Raw genomic sequence first — 16,084 nt, 5'->3', positions numbered from 1 at the left:
AGGCACCTGCAACCGACGGCCGGCGGGGCACATCGTGGCCCCGCCGGCCGTTACCGTGTCAGGGGTGGACGCCCTGGAAACCCCCTTCCCCGCGTTGTTCAACTTCCGCGACGTCGGCGGCTACCGCAACCGCGACGGGCGCACCGTCCGGCACCGCCGGCTCTACCGCTCCGACTCCCTGCACCGGATCGACGAGACCGACCGGGCCGCGTTCACCGCGCTCGGCATCCGCACCGTCATCGACCTGCGCCGCCCCACCGAGGTGGCGCGGGACGGCCGGGTGCCGGCCTACGACGGGCTCACCTACCGGCACATCCATCCGGAGCACCAGGACTGGGCCGAGCAGATGTACGACCCGGACACCAGCCTGGCCCGCTACCTCGCCGACCGCTACGCCGACCTGGCCCGCACCGGCACCGCCGGGCTGGCCGAGGCGGTCGGCCTGATCGCCGACAGCGCCAACGCGCCCGTGGTGGTGCACTGCGTCGCCGGCAAGGACCGCACCGGCATCGTCTGCGGGCTCACCCTGGCCGTGCTCGGCGTGCCCGACGAGGACGTCGCCGCCGACTACGCGCTCAGCACCGCCGCGTCCGAGCGGTTCAGCGCCTGGGTCCGGGCCACCGTGCCGGACGCCGAGGAGCCACCGCCGCCGTTCCTCGCCTCCCCCGCCGAGGCGATGATGCTCTTCCTCAGCGAGCTGCGCGAGGGCTACGGCTCGGCCGAGGGCTACCTCCGGCACGCCGGCGTGACCGACGAGCAGATCACCGCCCTACGCACCCACCTCCTCGACTGACCCCGGCGGAAAGCGCGCACGGCTGGCGCCGTCGGGAGACGGGGCCGGCCGTGCGGGACGAGCGGGTGGACGGTCAGAGGACGCGGGAGACCCAGCCGTGCCGGTCCTCGGCGCGGCCGCGCTGGATGTCGACCAGCTTCTGCCGCAGCGCCATGGTGGAGCGGCCCGGCTCGCCGCCGCCGATGAGGAACTCCCCGTCGGGGAAGCGCACCCCGCCGATCGGGGTGATCACGGCGGCGGTGCCGCAGGCGAACACCTCGCGCAGCCGCCCGCTGGCCGCGTCGGCCTGCCAGTCGGCGAAGCTGACCGGCCGCTCCTCGACCCGGTGCCCCGACTCGGCGGCCAGGGTGAGGATCGCGTCACGGGTGATGCCCGGCAGGATGGTGCCGGTCAGCGGCGGGGTGACCAGGGTGTCGTCGTCGTAGACGAAGAAGACGTTCATGCCGCCCAGCTCGTCGACGAAGCGCCGCTCCACCGCGTCCAGGAAGACCACCTGGTCGCAGCCGGCCTCGATGGCCTCGGCTTGGGCGGCCAGCGAGGCGGCGTAGTTGCCGCCGCACTTGGCCGCGCCGGTGCCGCCGGGCGCCGCCCGGGTGTAGTCCGGCGAGACCCAGACCGTCACGGGCTTCACCCCACCGGCGAAGTACGCCCCGGCGGGCGAGGCGATCACGCAGTAGAGGTATTCGTTGGCCGGGCGGACGCCGAGGAAGACCTCGCTGGCGAACATGAACGGACGCAGGTAGAGGCTGGCGTCCTCGTGCTCCGGGATCCAGTCCTGGTCGATCTCGACCAGCCGGCGCAGCGACTCGACGAACGTCTCCGCCGGCAGCTCCGGCATGGCCAGCCGGTGCGCCGAGGCGACGAAGCGGGCCGCGTTGGCCTCCGGTCGGAACATGGTCACCGACCCGTCCCCGGTCCGGTACGCCTTCAGCCCCTCGAAGATCTCCTGCGCGTAGTGCAGGACCGCGGCGGCCGGGTCCATCGGGATCGGCGCGCGCGCCTCCACCCGGGCGTCGTACCAGCCCTTGCCCTCGGCGTAGCGGATGGTCACCATGTGGTCGGTGAACACCCGGCCGAAGCCCGGGTTCGCCAGCAGGGCGGCCCGGTCGGCGGCGGATACCGGCGCGGGATTCGGACGGATCTCGAAATCGAGCTTGTCACCACCGCTCATCGCGCTGACCTCCCTGCGGGTCCACGGCATGCGGGATCGCACGCCGACGTCACTGGTGCCAGAAACTTACCCCGAACGGTCGTTCAGCGGATAGCTCCGCCCCGGCACATGGAGCGCGCCGGACGGGCCGCCGGCAGGGACCGGAACGAGAGCGGGCCCGGGTACGGGTCTGGCGGCCCGGATCCGGGCCGACGTGACGGCCCGGTCAGGCTACGGCGTACCCGGCGAGCCGGTCGCCGACCTCCTCGGTGCGCAGCGGCGCGCCCGGCGTACGCCCGGCCAGCTCGGTGGCGACCGCGGCGGTGACCCGCGCGGCGGCGTCGGCGTGCCCGAGCTGGTCGAGCAGCAGCGCGGCGGAGAGCACCGCGGCGACCGGATCGGCGACGCCGCGGCCGGCGATGTCCGGCGCGGAGCCGTGCACCGGCTCGAACATCGACGGGTAGCGCCCCTCCGGGTTGATGCAGCCGCTGGCCGCCAGCCCGATGCCGCCGGTCACCGCGGCGGCGATGTCGGTGAGGATGTCGCCGAAGAGGTTGTCGGTGACCACCACGTCGTACCGCGACGGGTTGGTCACCAGGAACATCGCGGCGGCGTCGACGTGCTGGTACTCGGTGGTCACGTCGGGGTGCTCGGCGGCGACGGCCGCGAAGGCGCGGGCCCAGAGCGAGCCGGCGTGGGTGAGCACGTTGGTCTTGTGCACCAGGGTGACCTTTCGCCGCTCCCGGCGGCGGGCCCGGGCGAACGCGTCACGGATCACCCGCTCGACGCCGTGCCGGGTGTTCAGGCTCTCCTCGGTGGCCACTTCGGCCGGGGTGTCCCGGTGCAGCGAGCCGCCGGCGCCCGCGTAGAGGCCCTCGGTGCCCTCGCGGACCACCACGAGGTCGACCTCGCCGGGCTTGACGGCGGCCAGCGGGCCGGCGACACCGGGCCAGAGCCGGGAGGGGCGGAGGTTGACGTACTGGTCGAAGGCGAAGCGGAGCTTGAGCAGCAGGCCGCGCTCCAGCACGCCCGGCGGCACGGTGGGGTCGCCGACCGCGCCGAGCAGGATGGCGTCGTGGCCGGCCAGCTCGTCGAGGACCGAGTCGGGCAGCACCTCGCCGGTGCGGTGGTAGCGGGCCGCGCCGAGGTCGTACCCGGTGGCCTCGACCCCGGGGAGCACCGCGTCGATGACCTTGCGGGCCTGCGCGACCACCTCGGGTCCGATGCCGTCCCCGGCCACCACCGCGATGCGTGCCACCTGGCGCTCCTCACCTCGTCGTTCCCGGCAACCGTACGTCGCCGTCCCGGCTCCCGGTACGCGTCTTCCAGCATTCGGGAAACTCCGATGCACAGGACTCTCCCAGGTGGCATTCATGGTGCGGTCATGTCCACTGCTTAGGGTCGGTGGCGACCGGGTCGACGGGGGCCCGTGACCGCTTTCGCCGCGGCGCTGCGGCGTGGTCAGCGAGGGAGCAGTGTCATGCGGATCGAGGGACAGCGGCAGGCCCGCTGGACGGACGAGCAGCCCCGCACCCGGTGGATCGACCAGTCCGCCTTCCGCCACCGCCGCCCCGACCTGCGGCTCGGCACCCGCAGCCACCGGCTGGAGCGGGCCGGCGGCGCCGCCGGCGACCGGATCAGCGTCCGGCACACCGTCCGCACCTCCACCGCGGAATACTCGCTGCTGCTCAACGCGCCCGAGTGGCTCGGCCGCCGGGGCATTGGGGACGCGCTGCGGGACGCGGTCGCCGAACTGCGCGCCATCGACCTCACCTACGGGCCGAACCAGCCGGACAGCCTGGTGTCGAGGCTGCGCCGGGGCGAGATCGGCCCCGAGTCGTACCCGCCGCTGGCGGACCTGGTGGACGGCTGCGCCGCGATGCGCGCGGCGACCGACGGGTGGTTCGACGCCTGGGCGGTGCCCGGCGGTTTCGACCCGGGCGGCCTGCTCGGCGGCTGGGCGGTGGAGCGGGCCGCGGCCCGGCTGCGCGCCGCGGGCGTGCACGACTACGCCGTGCTCACCGGCGCCGACCTGACCGTCCGCGGCCACGCGGCGCACGGCGGCCCGTGGCGGGTCGCGGTGCACCACCCGACCGACGGGCACCGGGCGCCGCTGGTGCTGGAGATGACGGCCGGCGCGGTGGGCACCTCCGGGGTGACCGGGCGGCGGGGGCACGTGGTGGACCCGCACACCGGTGAGCCGGCCGACCAGCTGGTCGCCGCCACGGTGGTGGGCCCGGATCTCGCGGTGGCCGACGCCTACGCCACCGCCCTGTACGCCGCCGGCCCGGCCGGGCTGGCCTGGTTCCGCAACGGCTCGGACTACCGGGTGCTCTTCGCCCACCGCCGGCGCTGACCGGGAGCGCGCCCCGCCTTCGCATCCGGGACGTGAACGGCGATCGGCCCCCACGGTCTCGGCAACGACCGTGGAGGCCGGTCAGCGACGAATGCGCGTGGCTCGCGCAATCGAGGGGTGCGGGCCGGTGGGCCGGACGGCCGACCACGCCACCCGAAGACGGGCCGGAGTATCGACTCAGCCAGTGCCCGCACGCGTACGCTAGCGAATCGACGCAACTCGACGCAAGAGTCTCCACAGCGGACCGTCCGGCGCCCCGTCGGCAATCAGCGCGTCAACCTGCGGCGGGGCAGGGGTGACGGCGCGGACCGGGGATGGCACGCTGTCCGCCGTGAGTTTCGATCTGAGCGTGTGGGCCCTGCGGGCCGGGGCCACGCCCGACGAGGTGCGGGCAGCGGTGCAGCAGTGCCGCGAGGGGCGGCACGGCGAGGCGTATCCCGACCCCCGGGTGGTCGCCTTCTACCGGGCCATCACGGCCAGCTATCCCGACCGCCCGGCGGGCCCGGGCACGCCCTGGGAGGTCACCCCGCTGCACGCGGCCGGTGACCACGTGGAGATGAACCTCTTCCCCACCTGCGCGGACCAGGTGCTGCTCGACATCGAGCGGCTGGCCGGCGAGCACAACCTCATGCTCTTCGACGCTCAGGACGGCTCGGTCTACCCGCCGCCGGCCCGCGTCACGTCCTGAGCGGACACGACGAGGGGCCCGGCCGTCCGGCCGGGCCCCCGATCCGTCGTGGCCGGACTACTCGTCGCGCAGGTCGGCCGCGCTGGCCGCCACCGCGCCGATCGAGTCGGCCGCCGAGGTGAGCAGGTCCGCGCCGAGCGCCTGGTCGACGGTGAGCGTCATCAGCGTCTCGCCACCCGCCTCGCGGCGGGCCACCTGCATGGCGGCGATGTTCACGCCGGCCTCGCCGAGCAGCGTGCCGACCGTGCCGACCACGCCCGGCCGGTCGACGTAGCGCAGGAAGACCAGGATGCCCTCGGCGCCGATCTCGACGTCGAAACCGTCCACTTCGGTCAGCTTGAGCACGTCCCGGGTGCCGGTGTGGGTCACCGTGCCGGAGACGCTGACCGTGCGGCCGTCCGGCAGCGCGCCGCGGACGGTCACCAGGTTCGGGTGGTCGACGGTCTCGGCCTGCGTGGCGAGGGTGACCTCGACGCCCCGCTCGGCGGCCAGGTGCGGCGCGTTGACGTAGGTGACCTGCTCCTCCACCACCGAGCTGAACAGCCCCTTGGTGGCGGCGAGCTTCAGCACCGACACGTCGTTGGTGACGATCTCGCCGCGCACATCGACGGTGACGCTGGCGGCCACCCCGCCGGCCAGGGCGGTGAAGGCCCGGCCCAGCTTCTCGGCCAGCGGCAGCAGCGGCCGGACGTCCTCGGCGACCACGCCGCCGGCCTGCACGTTCACCGCGTCCGGCACGAACTCACCCTGGAGCGCCAGCTTGACGCTCTTCGCGACGGCCAGACCGGCCTTGTCCTGCGCCTCGTGGGTGGACGCGCCCAGGTGCGGGGTGGCCACCACGTTGTCGAAGGCGAACAGGGGCGAGGAGGTGCACGGCTCCTTGGCGTAGACGTCGACGCCGGCACCGGCGACCCGGCCCTCGGCGATGGCGTTCGCGAGCGCCTGCTCGTCGACCAGGCCACCGCGGGCGGCGTTGACGATCCGGACGCCCGGCTTGACGATCGCCAGTTCCTTCTCGCCGATCAGGCCCACCGTCTCCGGGGTCTTGGGCAGGTGGATCGAGATGAAGTCGCTCTCCCGGAGCAGCTCCTCCAGGCCGACCAGCCGGACGCCGAGCTGCGCGGCGCGGGCCGGCTGGATGTACGGGTCGTACGCGATCAGGCGGGTGCCGAAGGCGGCGATGCGCTGCGCAAAGAGCACGCCGATCCGACCGAGGCCGACCACGCCGACGGTCTTGCCCTGCAGCTCCACGCCGGTGTACTTGGACCGCTTCCACTCCCCCGCCTTGAGCGCGGCGCTGGCGCTGGCGGTGTTGCGGGCCACGGCGAGCAGCAGCGCGACGGCCTGCTCGGCGGCGGAGACGATGTTGGAGGTGGGAGCGTTGACGACCATGACGCCCCGCGCGGTGGCGGCGGGCACCTCGACGTTGTCCAGCCCGACGCCGGCCCGGGCGACCACCTTCAGCCGCGGCGCCGCGGCGATCGCCTCGGCGTCGATCTGGGTGGCGCTGCGTACGATCACCGCGTCGGCCTCGGAGAGCGCGGAGAGCAGGGCCGGGCGGTCGGTGCCATCCACGTGACGCACGTCGAAGTCGTGCGCGAGCACCTCGATGGCGGCGGGAGCGAGTTCTTCGGCGATCAGTACGACAGGATTCATCGGTCCTCGTAGACGCTCGGTTTTTGTGGTCGGCCTGGGGCGTCCGGACGCCTCGCTGCGCCCTGCGCCGATCCGTGCCATGGCCGTCGGGTGCCGGCTGGAGCACCTCACCAAGGATGGTAGGGGGCGGCCCGCCCTCCGGGTCGCGGACCGCGGGGTGAGCGCCCTCACACAGCCTGGTCGCGCGCCCGTCATCCCCCGTTCACCCGGTGACCCGTCGGCGTGCCGTCCGGTCGAGGCGTTGGTCACCCGGTCCCACCAGGTGAGCGGGCCGCCCGGCGGGGCCGCCGCGAGCCTGGCCGCCGTCCTCGTCGCGGGAATGACGGCGGCCCGCCGCCCGACGCCGGGGAGAGCGTCGGGCCGCGGGCCGCGTCGGAGCTGCCCGACCCGGGGTCAGGCGGTCTCGGTGATGGGCCGGTCGACCCAGCTCATCATGGCGCGCAGCTTCTGCCCGGTCTCCTCGATCGGGTGCGCCGCGCCCTCGGCGCGCCACTTGGCGAAGTTCGGCCGGCCGGCCTCGTCCTCGGCCACCCACTCGCGGGCGAACTCGCCGGACTGGATCTCGCCGAGGATCTTGCGCATCTCCTCCTTGACCCGGGAGTCGATGACCCGGGGCCCGCGGGAGAGGTCGCCGTACTCGGCGGTGTCCGAGATGCTGTAGCGCATCCGGGCGATGCCGCCCTCGTACATGAGGTCGACGATGAGCTTCAGCTCGTGCAGGCACTCGAAGTAGGCCACCTCGGGGGCGTAGCCGGCCTCGGTGAGCACCTCGAAGCCGGTCTGCACCAGCGCCGCCGCGCCGCCGCAGAGCACCGCCTGCTCGCCGAAGAGGTCGGTCTCGGTCTCCTCGGTGAAGGTGGTCCGGATGGCGCCGGCCCGGGTGCCGCCGATCGCCTTGGCGTAGGCCAGCGCCAGGCGGAAGGCGTTGCCGCTGGCGTCCTGCTCGACGGCGACCAGGCAGGGCACGCCCTTGCCGTCGACGTACTGGCGGCGGACCAGGTGGCCGGGGCCCTTCGGGGCGACCATCGCCACGTCCACGTCGGCCGGGGGCTTGATCAGGCCGTACCGGATGTTGAAGCCGTGGCCGAAGAAGATCGCCTTGCCGGGGGCGAGGTTGGGGGCGATCGCCTCGGCGTAGAGGCCGCGCTGGGCGGTGTCCGGCGCCAGGATCATGATCACGTCGGCCTCGGCCGCCGCCTCGGCCGGCGTGAGCACCCGCAGGCCCTGCTCCTCGGCCTTGGGCCGGCTCTTCGAGCCGGCGGGCAGGCCGATCACCACGTCGACGCCGGAGTCGCGCAGCGACAGCGCGTGGGCGTGGCCCTGGCTGCCGTACCCGATCACGGCGACCTTGCGGCCCTGGATCAGGCCCAGGTCGGCGTCGTCGTCGTAGTACACCTCAACGCTCATTGACTTCCCTTTCGTACGGCGGTGCCCGTCGGCCCGTCGAAAATCTGGTGGGTGCGAATCAGGCGGCGCGCAGCGCCGGGCCGGCGGTGATCGAGCGGGAGCCGCGCCCGATGGCCACCGTGCCGGACTGGACCATCTCCTTGATGCCGAACGGCTCCAGGTCACGCAGCAGCGCGTCGAGCTTGTCCGGGGTGCCGGTGGCCTCGATGGTCAGCGTGTCCGGTGCGACGTCGACCACCCGGGCGCGGAACAGGGCGACCGTCTCCAGCACCTGGCCCCGGGCGCTGCGGTCCGCGCGGACCTTGACCAGCAGCAGCTCTCGGGCCACCGAGACCTGCGAGTCCAGCTCGACGATCTTGAGGACGTTGACCAGCTTGTTGAGCTGCTTGGTGACCTGCTCCAGCGGGGACGACTCGGCGTTGACCACGATGGTGATCCGGGAGACGTCGGGGTTCTCGGTCTCCCCGACGGCGAGACTGTCGATGTTGAACCCGCGCCGGGAGAACAGCCCGGAGACCCGGGCCAGCACGCCCGGCTTGTTCTCCACCAGCACGGACAAGGTGTGCAGGGTCATTACAGCGCCTTCCTCGTCATGCCCTCATGGCCCTCGCTGCGCTCGGTGCACTCGGCCATGACTACAGCTCGTCCTCGTCGAAGGCGGGGCGGACGCCCCGGGCGAACATGATCTCGTCGTTGCTGGTGCCAGCGGCGACCATCGGCCACACCATGGCGTCCTTGCCGACCACGAAGTCGATGACCACCGGGGCGTCGGTGATCGCCATGGCCGCCTCGATGGTCTTGTCCACGTCGGCGGCGTTCTCGCAGCGCAGGCCGACGCAGCCGAGCGCCTCGGCGAGCTTCACGAAGTCCGGGATGCGGTGCTTGTGGGTGCCCAGCTCGGTGTTGGAGTAGCGCTCCCCGTAGAACAGGGTCTGCCACTGGCGGACCATGCCCAGGTTGCCGTTGTTGATGACGGCGACCTTGATCGGGATGCCCTCCAGGGCGCAGGTGGCCAGCTCCTGGTTGGTCATCTGGAAGCAGCCGTCGCCGTCGACCGCCCACACCGTGGTGTCCGGCTTGCCGACCTTGGCGCCCATGGCCGCCGGGACGGCGTAGCCCATGGTGCCGAGGCCGCCGGAGTTCAGCCAGGTGTACGGCTTCTCGTACGAGATGAACTGGCTGGCCCACATCTGGTGCTGGCCAACGCCCGCCACGTAGACGGTGTCTGGACCGGCGATCTCGCCCAGCCGCTTGATCACGTACTGCGGGGAGAGGGTGCCGTCGGCCGGCTCCTCGTAGCCCAGCGGGTAGCGCCCGCGCAGGTCGTCGAGCTGGTTCCACCAGTCGGCGAGGTCGGCGGCCGGGTGGGCCGCGTGCTCGGCGGTGACGGCCGCGATGAGCTCGTCGATGACGTGCCGGGCGTCGCCCACGATCGGGACGTCGGCGTGCCGGTTCTTCCCGATCTCGGCCGGGTCGATGTCGGCGTGCACCACGGTGGCGTCCGGCGCGAACGAGTCCAGCCGGCCGGTGACCCGGTCGTCGAAGCGGGCGCCCAGCGCCACGATCAGGTCGGACTTCTGCAGGCCGTACACCGCGGCGACGGTGCCGTGCATGCCGGGCATGCCCAGGTGCTGCCGGTGCGAGTCGGGGAACGAGCCGAGCGCCATCAGGGTGGTGACCACCGGGATGCCGGTCAACTCGGCCAGCCGGCGCAGCCCCTCGGTGGCGCCGGCCTTGAGCACGCCGCCGCCGACGTAGAGCACCGGGCGGCGGGCGCTGCTCATCAGCCGGGCCGCCTCGCGGATCTGCTTGCCGTGCGGGTGCAGGGTGGGCCGGTAGCCGGGCAGGTCCAGGGTGGGCGGCCAGGTGAAGGTGGTCGGCGCCTGGAGGACGTCCTTGGGGATGTCGACCAGGACCGGGCCGGGCCGGCCGGTCGAGGCCAGGTGGAACGCCTCGGCGAGCACCTGCGGGATCTCGTCGGCCGTCTGCACCAGGAAGTTGTGCTTGGTGATCGGCAGGGTGATGCCCTGGATGTCCGCCTCCTGGAAGGCGTCCGTGCCGATCGACGGGCGGGCGACCTGGCCGGTGATCGCCACCATCGGCACCGAGTCCATGTACGCGTCGGCGATCGGCGTCACCAGGTTGGTCGCGCCCGGGCCGGAGGTGGCCATGCAGACGCCGACCTTGCCGGTGGCCTGGGCGTAGCCGGTGGCGGCGTGCCCGGCGCCCTGCTCGTGCCGGACCAGGATGTGCCGGACGGTCGAGTCGTAGAGCGGGTCGTACGCCGGCAGGATCGCGCCGCCCGGGATGCCGAAGACGACGTCGACGCCGAGCGCCTCGAGCGACCGCACCAGCGAACCGGCACCGGAGACCTGCGCCGTGGTCGGCTGCCGTACGGCCGAGGCGGCCGGCGCGGCACCGGTGCGGGGGGCGGGAGCGTGGTCGGCGTCAGCCGCCGGCTCGGTGGCCGGGCGGGCTCGCCGGACGGAGTGGGCGAGGGTCTCTGGCGTGGGTCTCGTCATGGCGGTTCAGGCCTTCGGCTGGAGTGGGTGATGCGCTTCTCAGGATGGAACGCGGGCGTCCCGGCGATGGTCCGACGGCAACAAAAACGGCCCACGTGCAGATGCACGGGGCCAGCGCACTCTCGTTCGGGAGAGTGCGCTCAGGTAAGTACTCGCAGCGACCGGTTCGACGACATGCGGTCAAGCCTGACGCATCTCACGCGATGAGTCAACTGATCCCACATTTTGGTTCACGGACGTGGGCGTGTCGGCCCCCGAAACGCCCTCCACGCCCGGCGCCACCTGCGAAGATCCCTCATTCGAGGTACGCGGTGCGGGTATCTGGGCGGGCGGGTTCGACCGCAGTCGGGGCAGCAGCGGCGACGGCCCGGTCCGCACCGGCGGGGGCGGTGGGACGGGCGGCACCGAGGCCGGGCGGTTGCCGGGCGAGGTGGCCGCCTCCAGCATCGCCTCCAGGTGTTCGGCGGGTACGCCCCAGCCGAAGGCCGCGCCCTGCCCGAACCGGCAGCCGGCGGCCACCACGGCGGCCAGCTCGGTGGGGGTGGTGACGCCCTCGGCGATCACCTCCAGGCCGAGCTGGTGCCCGAGGCGCATGACGATGTCGACCATCGGGGCGAACGCCGGACCGTCGCGGCCGACCGGCCGGACCGGCTCGTGCTCCGCGACCAGGCTGTGGTCGATCTTGAGGATGTCGATCGGGAGCCGGCGGAGCTGCCCCAGCGAGGAGTAGCCGGCCCCGAAGTCGTCCAGCGCGATCCGCACGCCCGTGAGACGCAGCGCGGTGAGCCGCCGGATCAGCTCGTCGAGGTCGGTGGCGACGGCGTGCTCGGTGACCTCCAGCACCAGCCGCTGCGGCGGCACGTGGTGGGCGCGCAGCGCGTCGGCGACCTGGACCACGTACTCCGGGGCGTGCAGCTCGCGGGGCGAGACGTTCACCGACACCCAGACGTCGTGCCCGTCGGCCAGCCAGCGGGAGAGCTGGTAGCAGGCCTGGTGCAGCACCCAGGCGCCGAGCTTGGAGATCATCCCGCACTCCTCGGCGAGCGGGATGAACTCGTCCGGGCGGACGTTGCCCAGCTCCGGGTGGTGCCAGCGGAGCAGCGCCTCGGCGCCGACCGGGCGGACCGAGGGCAGCGAGGCCACCGGCTGGAAGGCCAGCCGCAGCTCGTCGCGCTCGATCGCGCCGCGCAGCTCGTGCTCCAGCATGGTGCGCCGGCGCAGCAGCTGGTCGTAGGTGGCGTCGTAGCGCTCGATCCGGTTCTTGCCGCGCTGCTTGGCGTAGCGCAGCGCCAGGTCGGCGTTGCGCAGCAGCAGCTCGACGTCGGTCTCCCCGCAGCCGCCGGCCACCCCGATGCTGACCGAGAGGAAGACCGGCCCGTCGGCCTCCTCGTAGGGGCGGCCGAGCACGCCGAGCAGCCGCTCGGCGACCGGCCCCGGGTCGCTCGTGCCGTGCATGAGCACCGCGAACTCGTCGCCGCCGAGCCGGGCGGCCAGGTCGCCCGGGCGCAGGTTGCCGCGCAACCGCCGGCCCACCTCGGCCAGCACCGCGTCGCCGACGTCGTGCCCGCGCATGTCGTTGACGTTCTTGAAGCCGTCCAGGTCCAGCCCGAGCAGCAGGCAGGGGACGCCGGCCTCGGCGCAGCGGTGCAGCGCCCGCAGCAGGCCACGCCGGTTGGCCAGGCCGGTGAGCGGGTCGGTGTGCGCCAGCTCGCGGAAGTGCGCCTCCCGCTCGGCCAGCCGGCCGGCGTAGCCGCGGACGTCGTTGAGGGCCAGGTACTGCCGGGCCACCAGGGCGAAACCCTCGACGCTGCCCGCCGCGATGCCGAACACGTCGAACCGGCCGCCCTGCACCAGGTGGTACATGGCGGAGGCGGCCATCGCGAACATCGGGACGAAGGCGTACTCGCCGTCGCGGCGGATCAGGTCGACGTCGACCTGCGGCAGGTCGACCCGGTGCGCGGCCAGGGCGGTGGCCAGCAGGCCGGCGGCGATCACCGCGGCGCCGGCGAACGCCAGGCCCGCACCGGCCTGGCAGAGCCCGGCCGACAGGCCCAGGCCGCCGCAGGTCACCCCGGTCGCGCCGGCGCCGAGCAGGACCAGCCGGCCGCGCGGCGGGGCCGCCCGCAACACCATGATCAGGGTCAGCCCGGCGGTGAGCGCCGCGCTGACCGTGGCCAGCAGGATGGCCAGGCAGACGGCCGGGGTCGCGTCGCCGAGCAGCCGGGTCGGCGGGCTGAACACCGCCCAGCCGACGAACCAGAGCGCGCTCGCCATGATCACGCCGTCCAGCAGCAGCCGGGCGGTGGCCGCCCGGGCCGCGGCGGTGCCGGGCAGCCGGAGCAGGACGACGCCGAGGCCGAGCCCGGCGAGCGTGGTGCCGAACGAGACGAGGGTGGCCCACCCGGTCCGCTGGCCCTGCCGGTGCGCCCAGTGGTCGCCGGCGGCCAGCGTGCCGGCCAGGCCGAGGAGCAGGCTGAGCAGGGCGACCCCGGCGGCGGCCGCGAGCAGCACGTGGGCCCGCCGGTGCGGCCCACCCCGGCGGCGCGCCGACACGGCGAGCAGGGCGGCGGCGCCGGCCGCGGCGAGCCCGCTCAGCACCGCGACGGTGACCATGCCCGGGGACGACTGCACGACCTCAACTGTGCCGGATCGGCGCCCTCGGTGGGGCACCGGGTGTGCAACTGTTGGGACACGGGGCGCGTGCCGGGGGGCGGCCGGACCGGCGGTGTCAGACTGGTAGGCATGCCTGAGCTGCGGTCGAGGACCTCCACCCACGGTCGGACGATGGCCGGCGCCCGGGCCCTGTGGCGGGCCACCGGGATGACCGACGACGACTTCGGCAAGCCGATCGTCGCCATCGCCAACAGTTTCACCCAGTTCGTCCCCGGCCACGTACACCTCAAGGACCTCGGTGGCCTGGTCGCCGACGCGGTGGCCGAGGCCGGCGGGGTGGGCCGGGAGTTCAACACCATCGCGGTGGACGACGGCATCGCCATGGGCCACGGCGGCATGCTCTACTCGCTGCCCAGCCGGGAGCTGATCGCCGACGCGGTGGAATACATGGTCAACGCGCACTGCGCGGACGTGCTGGTCTGCATCTCCAACTGCGACAAGATCACCCCGGGCATGCTGCTGGCCGCGCTGCGGCTCAACATCCCGACCGTCTTCGTCTCCGGCGGGCCCATGGAGGCCGGCAAGACCGTGGCGATCGAGGGCGTGGTCCACTCCAAGATCGACCTGATCGACGCCATGATCGCCTCCTCGAACGAGGCGGTCACCGACGACCAGCTCGGCGAGATCGAGCGCTCCGCCTGCCCGACCTGCGGCTCCTGCTCCGGCATGTTCACCGCCAACTCGATGAACTGCCTCACCGAGGCCATCGGCCTGGCGCTGCCCGGCAACGGCTCGACGCTGGCCACCCACGCCGCCCGCCGGTCGCTCTTCGTCGAGGCCGGCCGCACCGCCGTGGAGATCGCCAAGCGCTGGTACGACTCCGACGACGCCTCGGTGCTGCCCCGGTCGATCGCCAGCCGGGCCGCGTTCGAGAACGCGGTCGCCCTCGACGTGGCCATGGGCGGCTCGACCAACACCGTGCTGCACCTGCTGGCCGCCGCTCGCGAGGCGGAACTGGACTTCGGGGTGGCCGACATCGACGCCATCTCCCGCCGGGTGCCCTGCCTGGCCAAGGTCGCGCCGAACTCGCCGCAGTACCACATGGAGGACGTGCACCGGGCCGGCGGCATCCCAGCCATCCTCGGCGAACTGGACCGCGCCGGCCTGCTCCACCGGGACGTGCACGCGGTGCACTCGCCCAGCCTGGCGCAGTGGCTCGCCGACTGGGACGTGCGCGGCGGCTCCGCCACCCCGGAGGCGGTCGAGCTGTTCCACGCCGCCCCGGGCGGGGTGCGCACCACCGAACCGTTCTCCACCACCAACCGCTGGTCGTCCCTGGACGCCGACGCGGCCGGCGGCTGCATCCGGGACCGCGAGCACGCGTACAGCGCGGACGGCGGGCTGGCCATCCTGCACGGCAACCTGGCGCCGGACGGCTGCGTGGTGAAGACCGCCGGGGTGCCCGAGGAGTGCCTGACGTTCCGCGGGCCGGCCAAGGTCTACGAGTCACAGGACGACGCCGTGTCGGCGATCCTGGCCAAGGAGGTCGTCGCCGGGGACGTGGTGGTGATCCGCTACGAGGGCCCGAAGGGCGGCCCCGGCATGCAGGAGATGCTCTACCCCACCTCGTTCCTCAAGGGCCGCGGGCTGGGCCGCTCCTGCGCGCTGCTCACCGACGGCCGGTTCTCCGGCGGCACCTCCGGCCTGTCCATCGGGCACGTCTCCCCCGAGGCGGCCTCCGGCGGGCTGATCGCGCTGGTGCGGGAGGGCGACGAGATCGTCATCGACATCCCGGCCCGGTCGATCCGGCTCGACGTGCCCGACGACGTGCTTCAGGCGCGCCGGGTGGCGGAGGAGAAGCGGGACCGCCCGTACACCCCGGCCGGCCGGGTCCGCCCGGTATCCGCGGCGCTGCGCGCGTACGCCTCGATGGCCACCTCGGCCAGCGACGGCGCGTACCGACGGGTGCCGGAGTAGCAACCCCCACCGGTCTCCACGCTGCCGGTAGGGTCCGGCGGCGTGGAGACGACGGTGAGCTACGCGCGACTGATCCGACCGGCCATCGACCGGGTGTACGTGGGCGCCCGCTGGGCCGCCCGCGCCCGGATGGAGAAGTTCTACGCCGAACGCGGCGTGGACCTCGGCTACGAGAACAGCTTTTTTTCGGGGGTGCTGGCCCGGCCCATGTCCGCCGAGGCGCTCGCCGACGGCCTGGCCTACACCGACGGCGACATGAGCCGGGAGCTGGCCCAGAGTGTGACCACGGTGGACGCCGAGGGCACCTGGCACCTCACCGAGCTGGGCCGGGAGCTGGCCCTCCACGCGCAACGGGCCACGGCCGAGGCCGCCGAGGAGCTGTGGTCGGCCATGCCGGGAATGCTGCCCGGCCTGAGCATCGTGCCCCGACTCGCCGACCTGGTGGGCCGGGTGCTGGCGCACGGGCAGGCCACCGGCGGTCCGGCGTTCCGCGCCATGTCCCCGCCGTACGAGCCGGAGGGCGCCTCGCCGGCGCTGCTGCTGGTCACCCGGCTCGGTTCCCTGCGCCACCACCGCGCCGACGCGCACCGGGCGGCGTGGCGGGCCGCCGGGCTGACCGCCGAAGGGATCCGGGCGCTGCCGGACGGGCCGGAGCGCGCGGCCATCGAGGCGGAGACCGACCGGCGCGACGAGCCCGCGTACGCGGTGCTCAGCGACGCCGAACGCTGGGAACTGCTGGCCGGCCTGGCCGCCCTGCCCGGCTAGCCCCCGAGATCTTAGACAGATGCCGTTCGGTGCGAACGGCAACTGTCCAAGATCCGAGAGGGCCTAGACGATCTATTCCAAGGGATACGGGGACAGCGCACACAGACGAGGGCGTCCATGATCGACGTTGCTGAGCAACGATGACCATGGAGGCCAC

The 16,084-nt window shown here is 73.5% G+C and carries 12 protein-coding genes; 5 read left to right on the top strand and 7 right to left on the bottom strand.

The window, feature by feature from the left end; translation table 11 throughout:
* Positions 1–55 precede the first annotated feature (55 nt).
* Positions 56–793 carry a tyrosine-protein phosphatase gene (locus AB0F68_RS15550; RefSeq protein ID WP_357337874.1) on the top strand — a complete coding sequence of 246 codons (738 nt, stop codon included), beginning with the start codon at positions 56–58 and terminating at the stop codon, positions 791–793.
* Between the two features lie 73 nt (positions 794–866).
* Here the strand turns inward: AB0F68_RS15550 and AB0F68_RS15545 are convergent, their stop codons facing one another.
* Together AB0F68_RS15545 and AB0F68_RS15540 are read right to left on the bottom strand one after the other, a co-directional pair.
* Positions 867–1,964, bottom strand: coding sequence for a branched-chain amino acid aminotransferase (locus AB0F68_RS15545; RefSeq protein ID WP_212837618.1), 1,098 nt, complete (start codon positions 1,962–1,964; stop codon positions 867–869).
* A gap of 205 nt (positions 1,965–2,169) precedes the next feature.
* A complete protein-coding gene (locus tag AB0F68_RS15540) occupies positions 2,170–3,201 on the bottom strand; it encodes a 3-isopropylmalate dehydrogenase (RefSeq protein WP_357337870.1) in 1,032 nt (343 codons plus the stop codon).
* 222 nt (positions 3,202–3,423) lie between these two features.
* Here AB0F68_RS15540 and AB0F68_RS15535 point away from each other — a divergent pair, with 222 nt between their 5' ends.
* On the top strand, positions 3,424–4,299 hold the full coding sequence (locus AB0F68_RS15535; protein ID WP_357337868.1) for an FAD:protein FMN transferase: 876 nt from the start codon (positions 3,424–3,426) through the stop codon (positions 4,297–4,299).
* A gap of 331 nt (positions 4,300–4,630) precedes the next feature.
* On the top strand, positions 4,631–4,987 hold the full coding sequence (locus tag AB0F68_RS15530; protein ID WP_357337866.1) for a hypothetical protein: 357 nt from the start codon (positions 4,631–4,633) through the stop codon (positions 4,985–4,987).
* A 57-nt stretch (positions 4,988–5,044) separates the two neighbouring features.
* Here the strand turns inward: AB0F68_RS15530 and serA are convergent, their stop codons facing one another.
* The 5 genes from serA to AB0F68_RS15505 all read right to left on the bottom strand — a co-directional run bounded on the left by serA (position 5,045) and on the right by AB0F68_RS15505 (position 13,203).
* A complete protein-coding gene (serA, locus tag AB0F68_RS15525) occupies positions 5,045–6,643 on the bottom strand; it encodes a phosphoglycerate dehydrogenase (RefSeq protein ID WP_357337863.1) in 1,599 nt (532 codons plus the stop codon).
* A 393-nt stretch (positions 6,644–7,036) separates the two neighbouring features.
* Positions 7,037–8,050, bottom strand: coding sequence for a ketol-acid reductoisomerase (ilvC, locus tag AB0F68_RS15520; RefSeq protein ID WP_357337861.1), 1,014 nt, complete (start codon positions 8,048–8,050; stop codon positions 7,037–7,039).
* 58 nt (positions 8,051–8,108) lie between these two features.
* Positions 8,109–8,624, bottom strand: coding sequence for an acetolactate synthase small subunit (gene ilvN, locus AB0F68_RS15515; protein ID WP_357337859.1), 516 nt, complete (start codon positions 8,622–8,624; stop codon positions 8,109–8,111).
* A 61-nt stretch (positions 8,625–8,685) separates the two neighbouring features.
* On the bottom strand, positions 8,686–10,572 hold the full coding sequence (locus AB0F68_RS15510; RefSeq protein WP_357337849.1) for an acetolactate synthase large subunit: 1,887 nt from the start codon (positions 10,570–10,572) through the stop codon (positions 8,686–8,688).
* A gap of 180 nt (positions 10,573–10,752) precedes the next feature.
* Positions 10,753–13,203 (bottom strand): bifunctional diguanylate cyclase/phosphodiesterase, encoded by a 2,451-nt coding sequence (locus AB0F68_RS15505; protein ID WP_357337846.1) that lies wholly within the window; start codon positions 13,201–13,203, stop codon positions 10,753–10,755.
* Between the two features lie 111 nt (positions 13,204–13,314).
* On the opposite strand from AB0F68_RS15505, the gene ilvD reads away from it, so the two are divergent.
* Complete coding sequence (ilvD, locus tag AB0F68_RS15500) at positions 13,315–15,162, top strand: dihydroxy-acid dehydratase (protein WP_357337843.1); 1,848 nt, start codon at positions 13,315–13,317, stop codon at positions 15,160–15,162.
* A gap of 42 nt (positions 15,163–15,204) precedes the next feature.
* Complete coding sequence (locus tag AB0F68_RS15495; protein ID WP_357337841.1) at positions 15,205–15,927, top strand: hypothetical protein; 723 nt, start codon at positions 15,205–15,207, stop codon at positions 15,925–15,927.
* The last annotated feature ends 157 nt before the right edge of the window (positions 15,928–16,084 follow it).

The sequence above is a fragment of the Micromonospora sp. NPDC023966 genome, from assembly GCF_040639095.1.
GTDB lineage: Bacteria > Actinomycetota > Actinomycetes > Mycobacteriales > Micromonosporaceae > Micromonospora.
The sequence above is the reverse complement of the archived record's forward strand: the minus strand, read 5'-3'. Positions and strand labels throughout refer to the sequence as shown.

Excerpts from the sequence above, each read along its gene's own strand:
- AB0F68_RS15545 (WP_212837618.1), bottom strand. The coding sequence starts at position 1,964 with ATGAGCGGTGGTGACAAGCTCGATTTCGAGATCCGTCCGAATCCCGCG.
- AB0F68_RS15535 (WP_357337868.1), top strand. The coding sequence starts at position 3,424 with ATGCGGATCGAGGGACAGCGGCAGGCCCGCTGGACGGACGAGCAGCCC.
- serA (WP_357337863.1), bottom strand. The coding sequence starts at position 6,643 with ATGAATCCTGTCGTACTGATCGCCGAAGAACTCGCTCCCGCCGCCATC.
- ilvC (WP_357337861.1), bottom strand. The coding sequence starts at position 8,050 with ATGAGCGTTGAGGTGTACTACGACGACGACGCCGACCTGGGCCTGATC.
- ilvN (WP_357337859.1), bottom strand. The coding sequence starts at position 8,624 with ATGACCCTGCACACCTTGTCCGTGCTGGTGGAGAACAAGCCGGGCGTG.
- AB0F68_RS15510 (WP_357337849.1), bottom strand. The coding sequence starts at position 10,572 with ATGACGAGACCCACGCCAGAGACCCTCGCCCACTCCGTCCGGCGAGCC.
- ilvD (WP_357337843.1), top strand. The coding sequence starts at position 13,315 with ATGCCTGAGCTGCGGTCGAGGACCTCCACCCACGGTCGGACGATGGCC.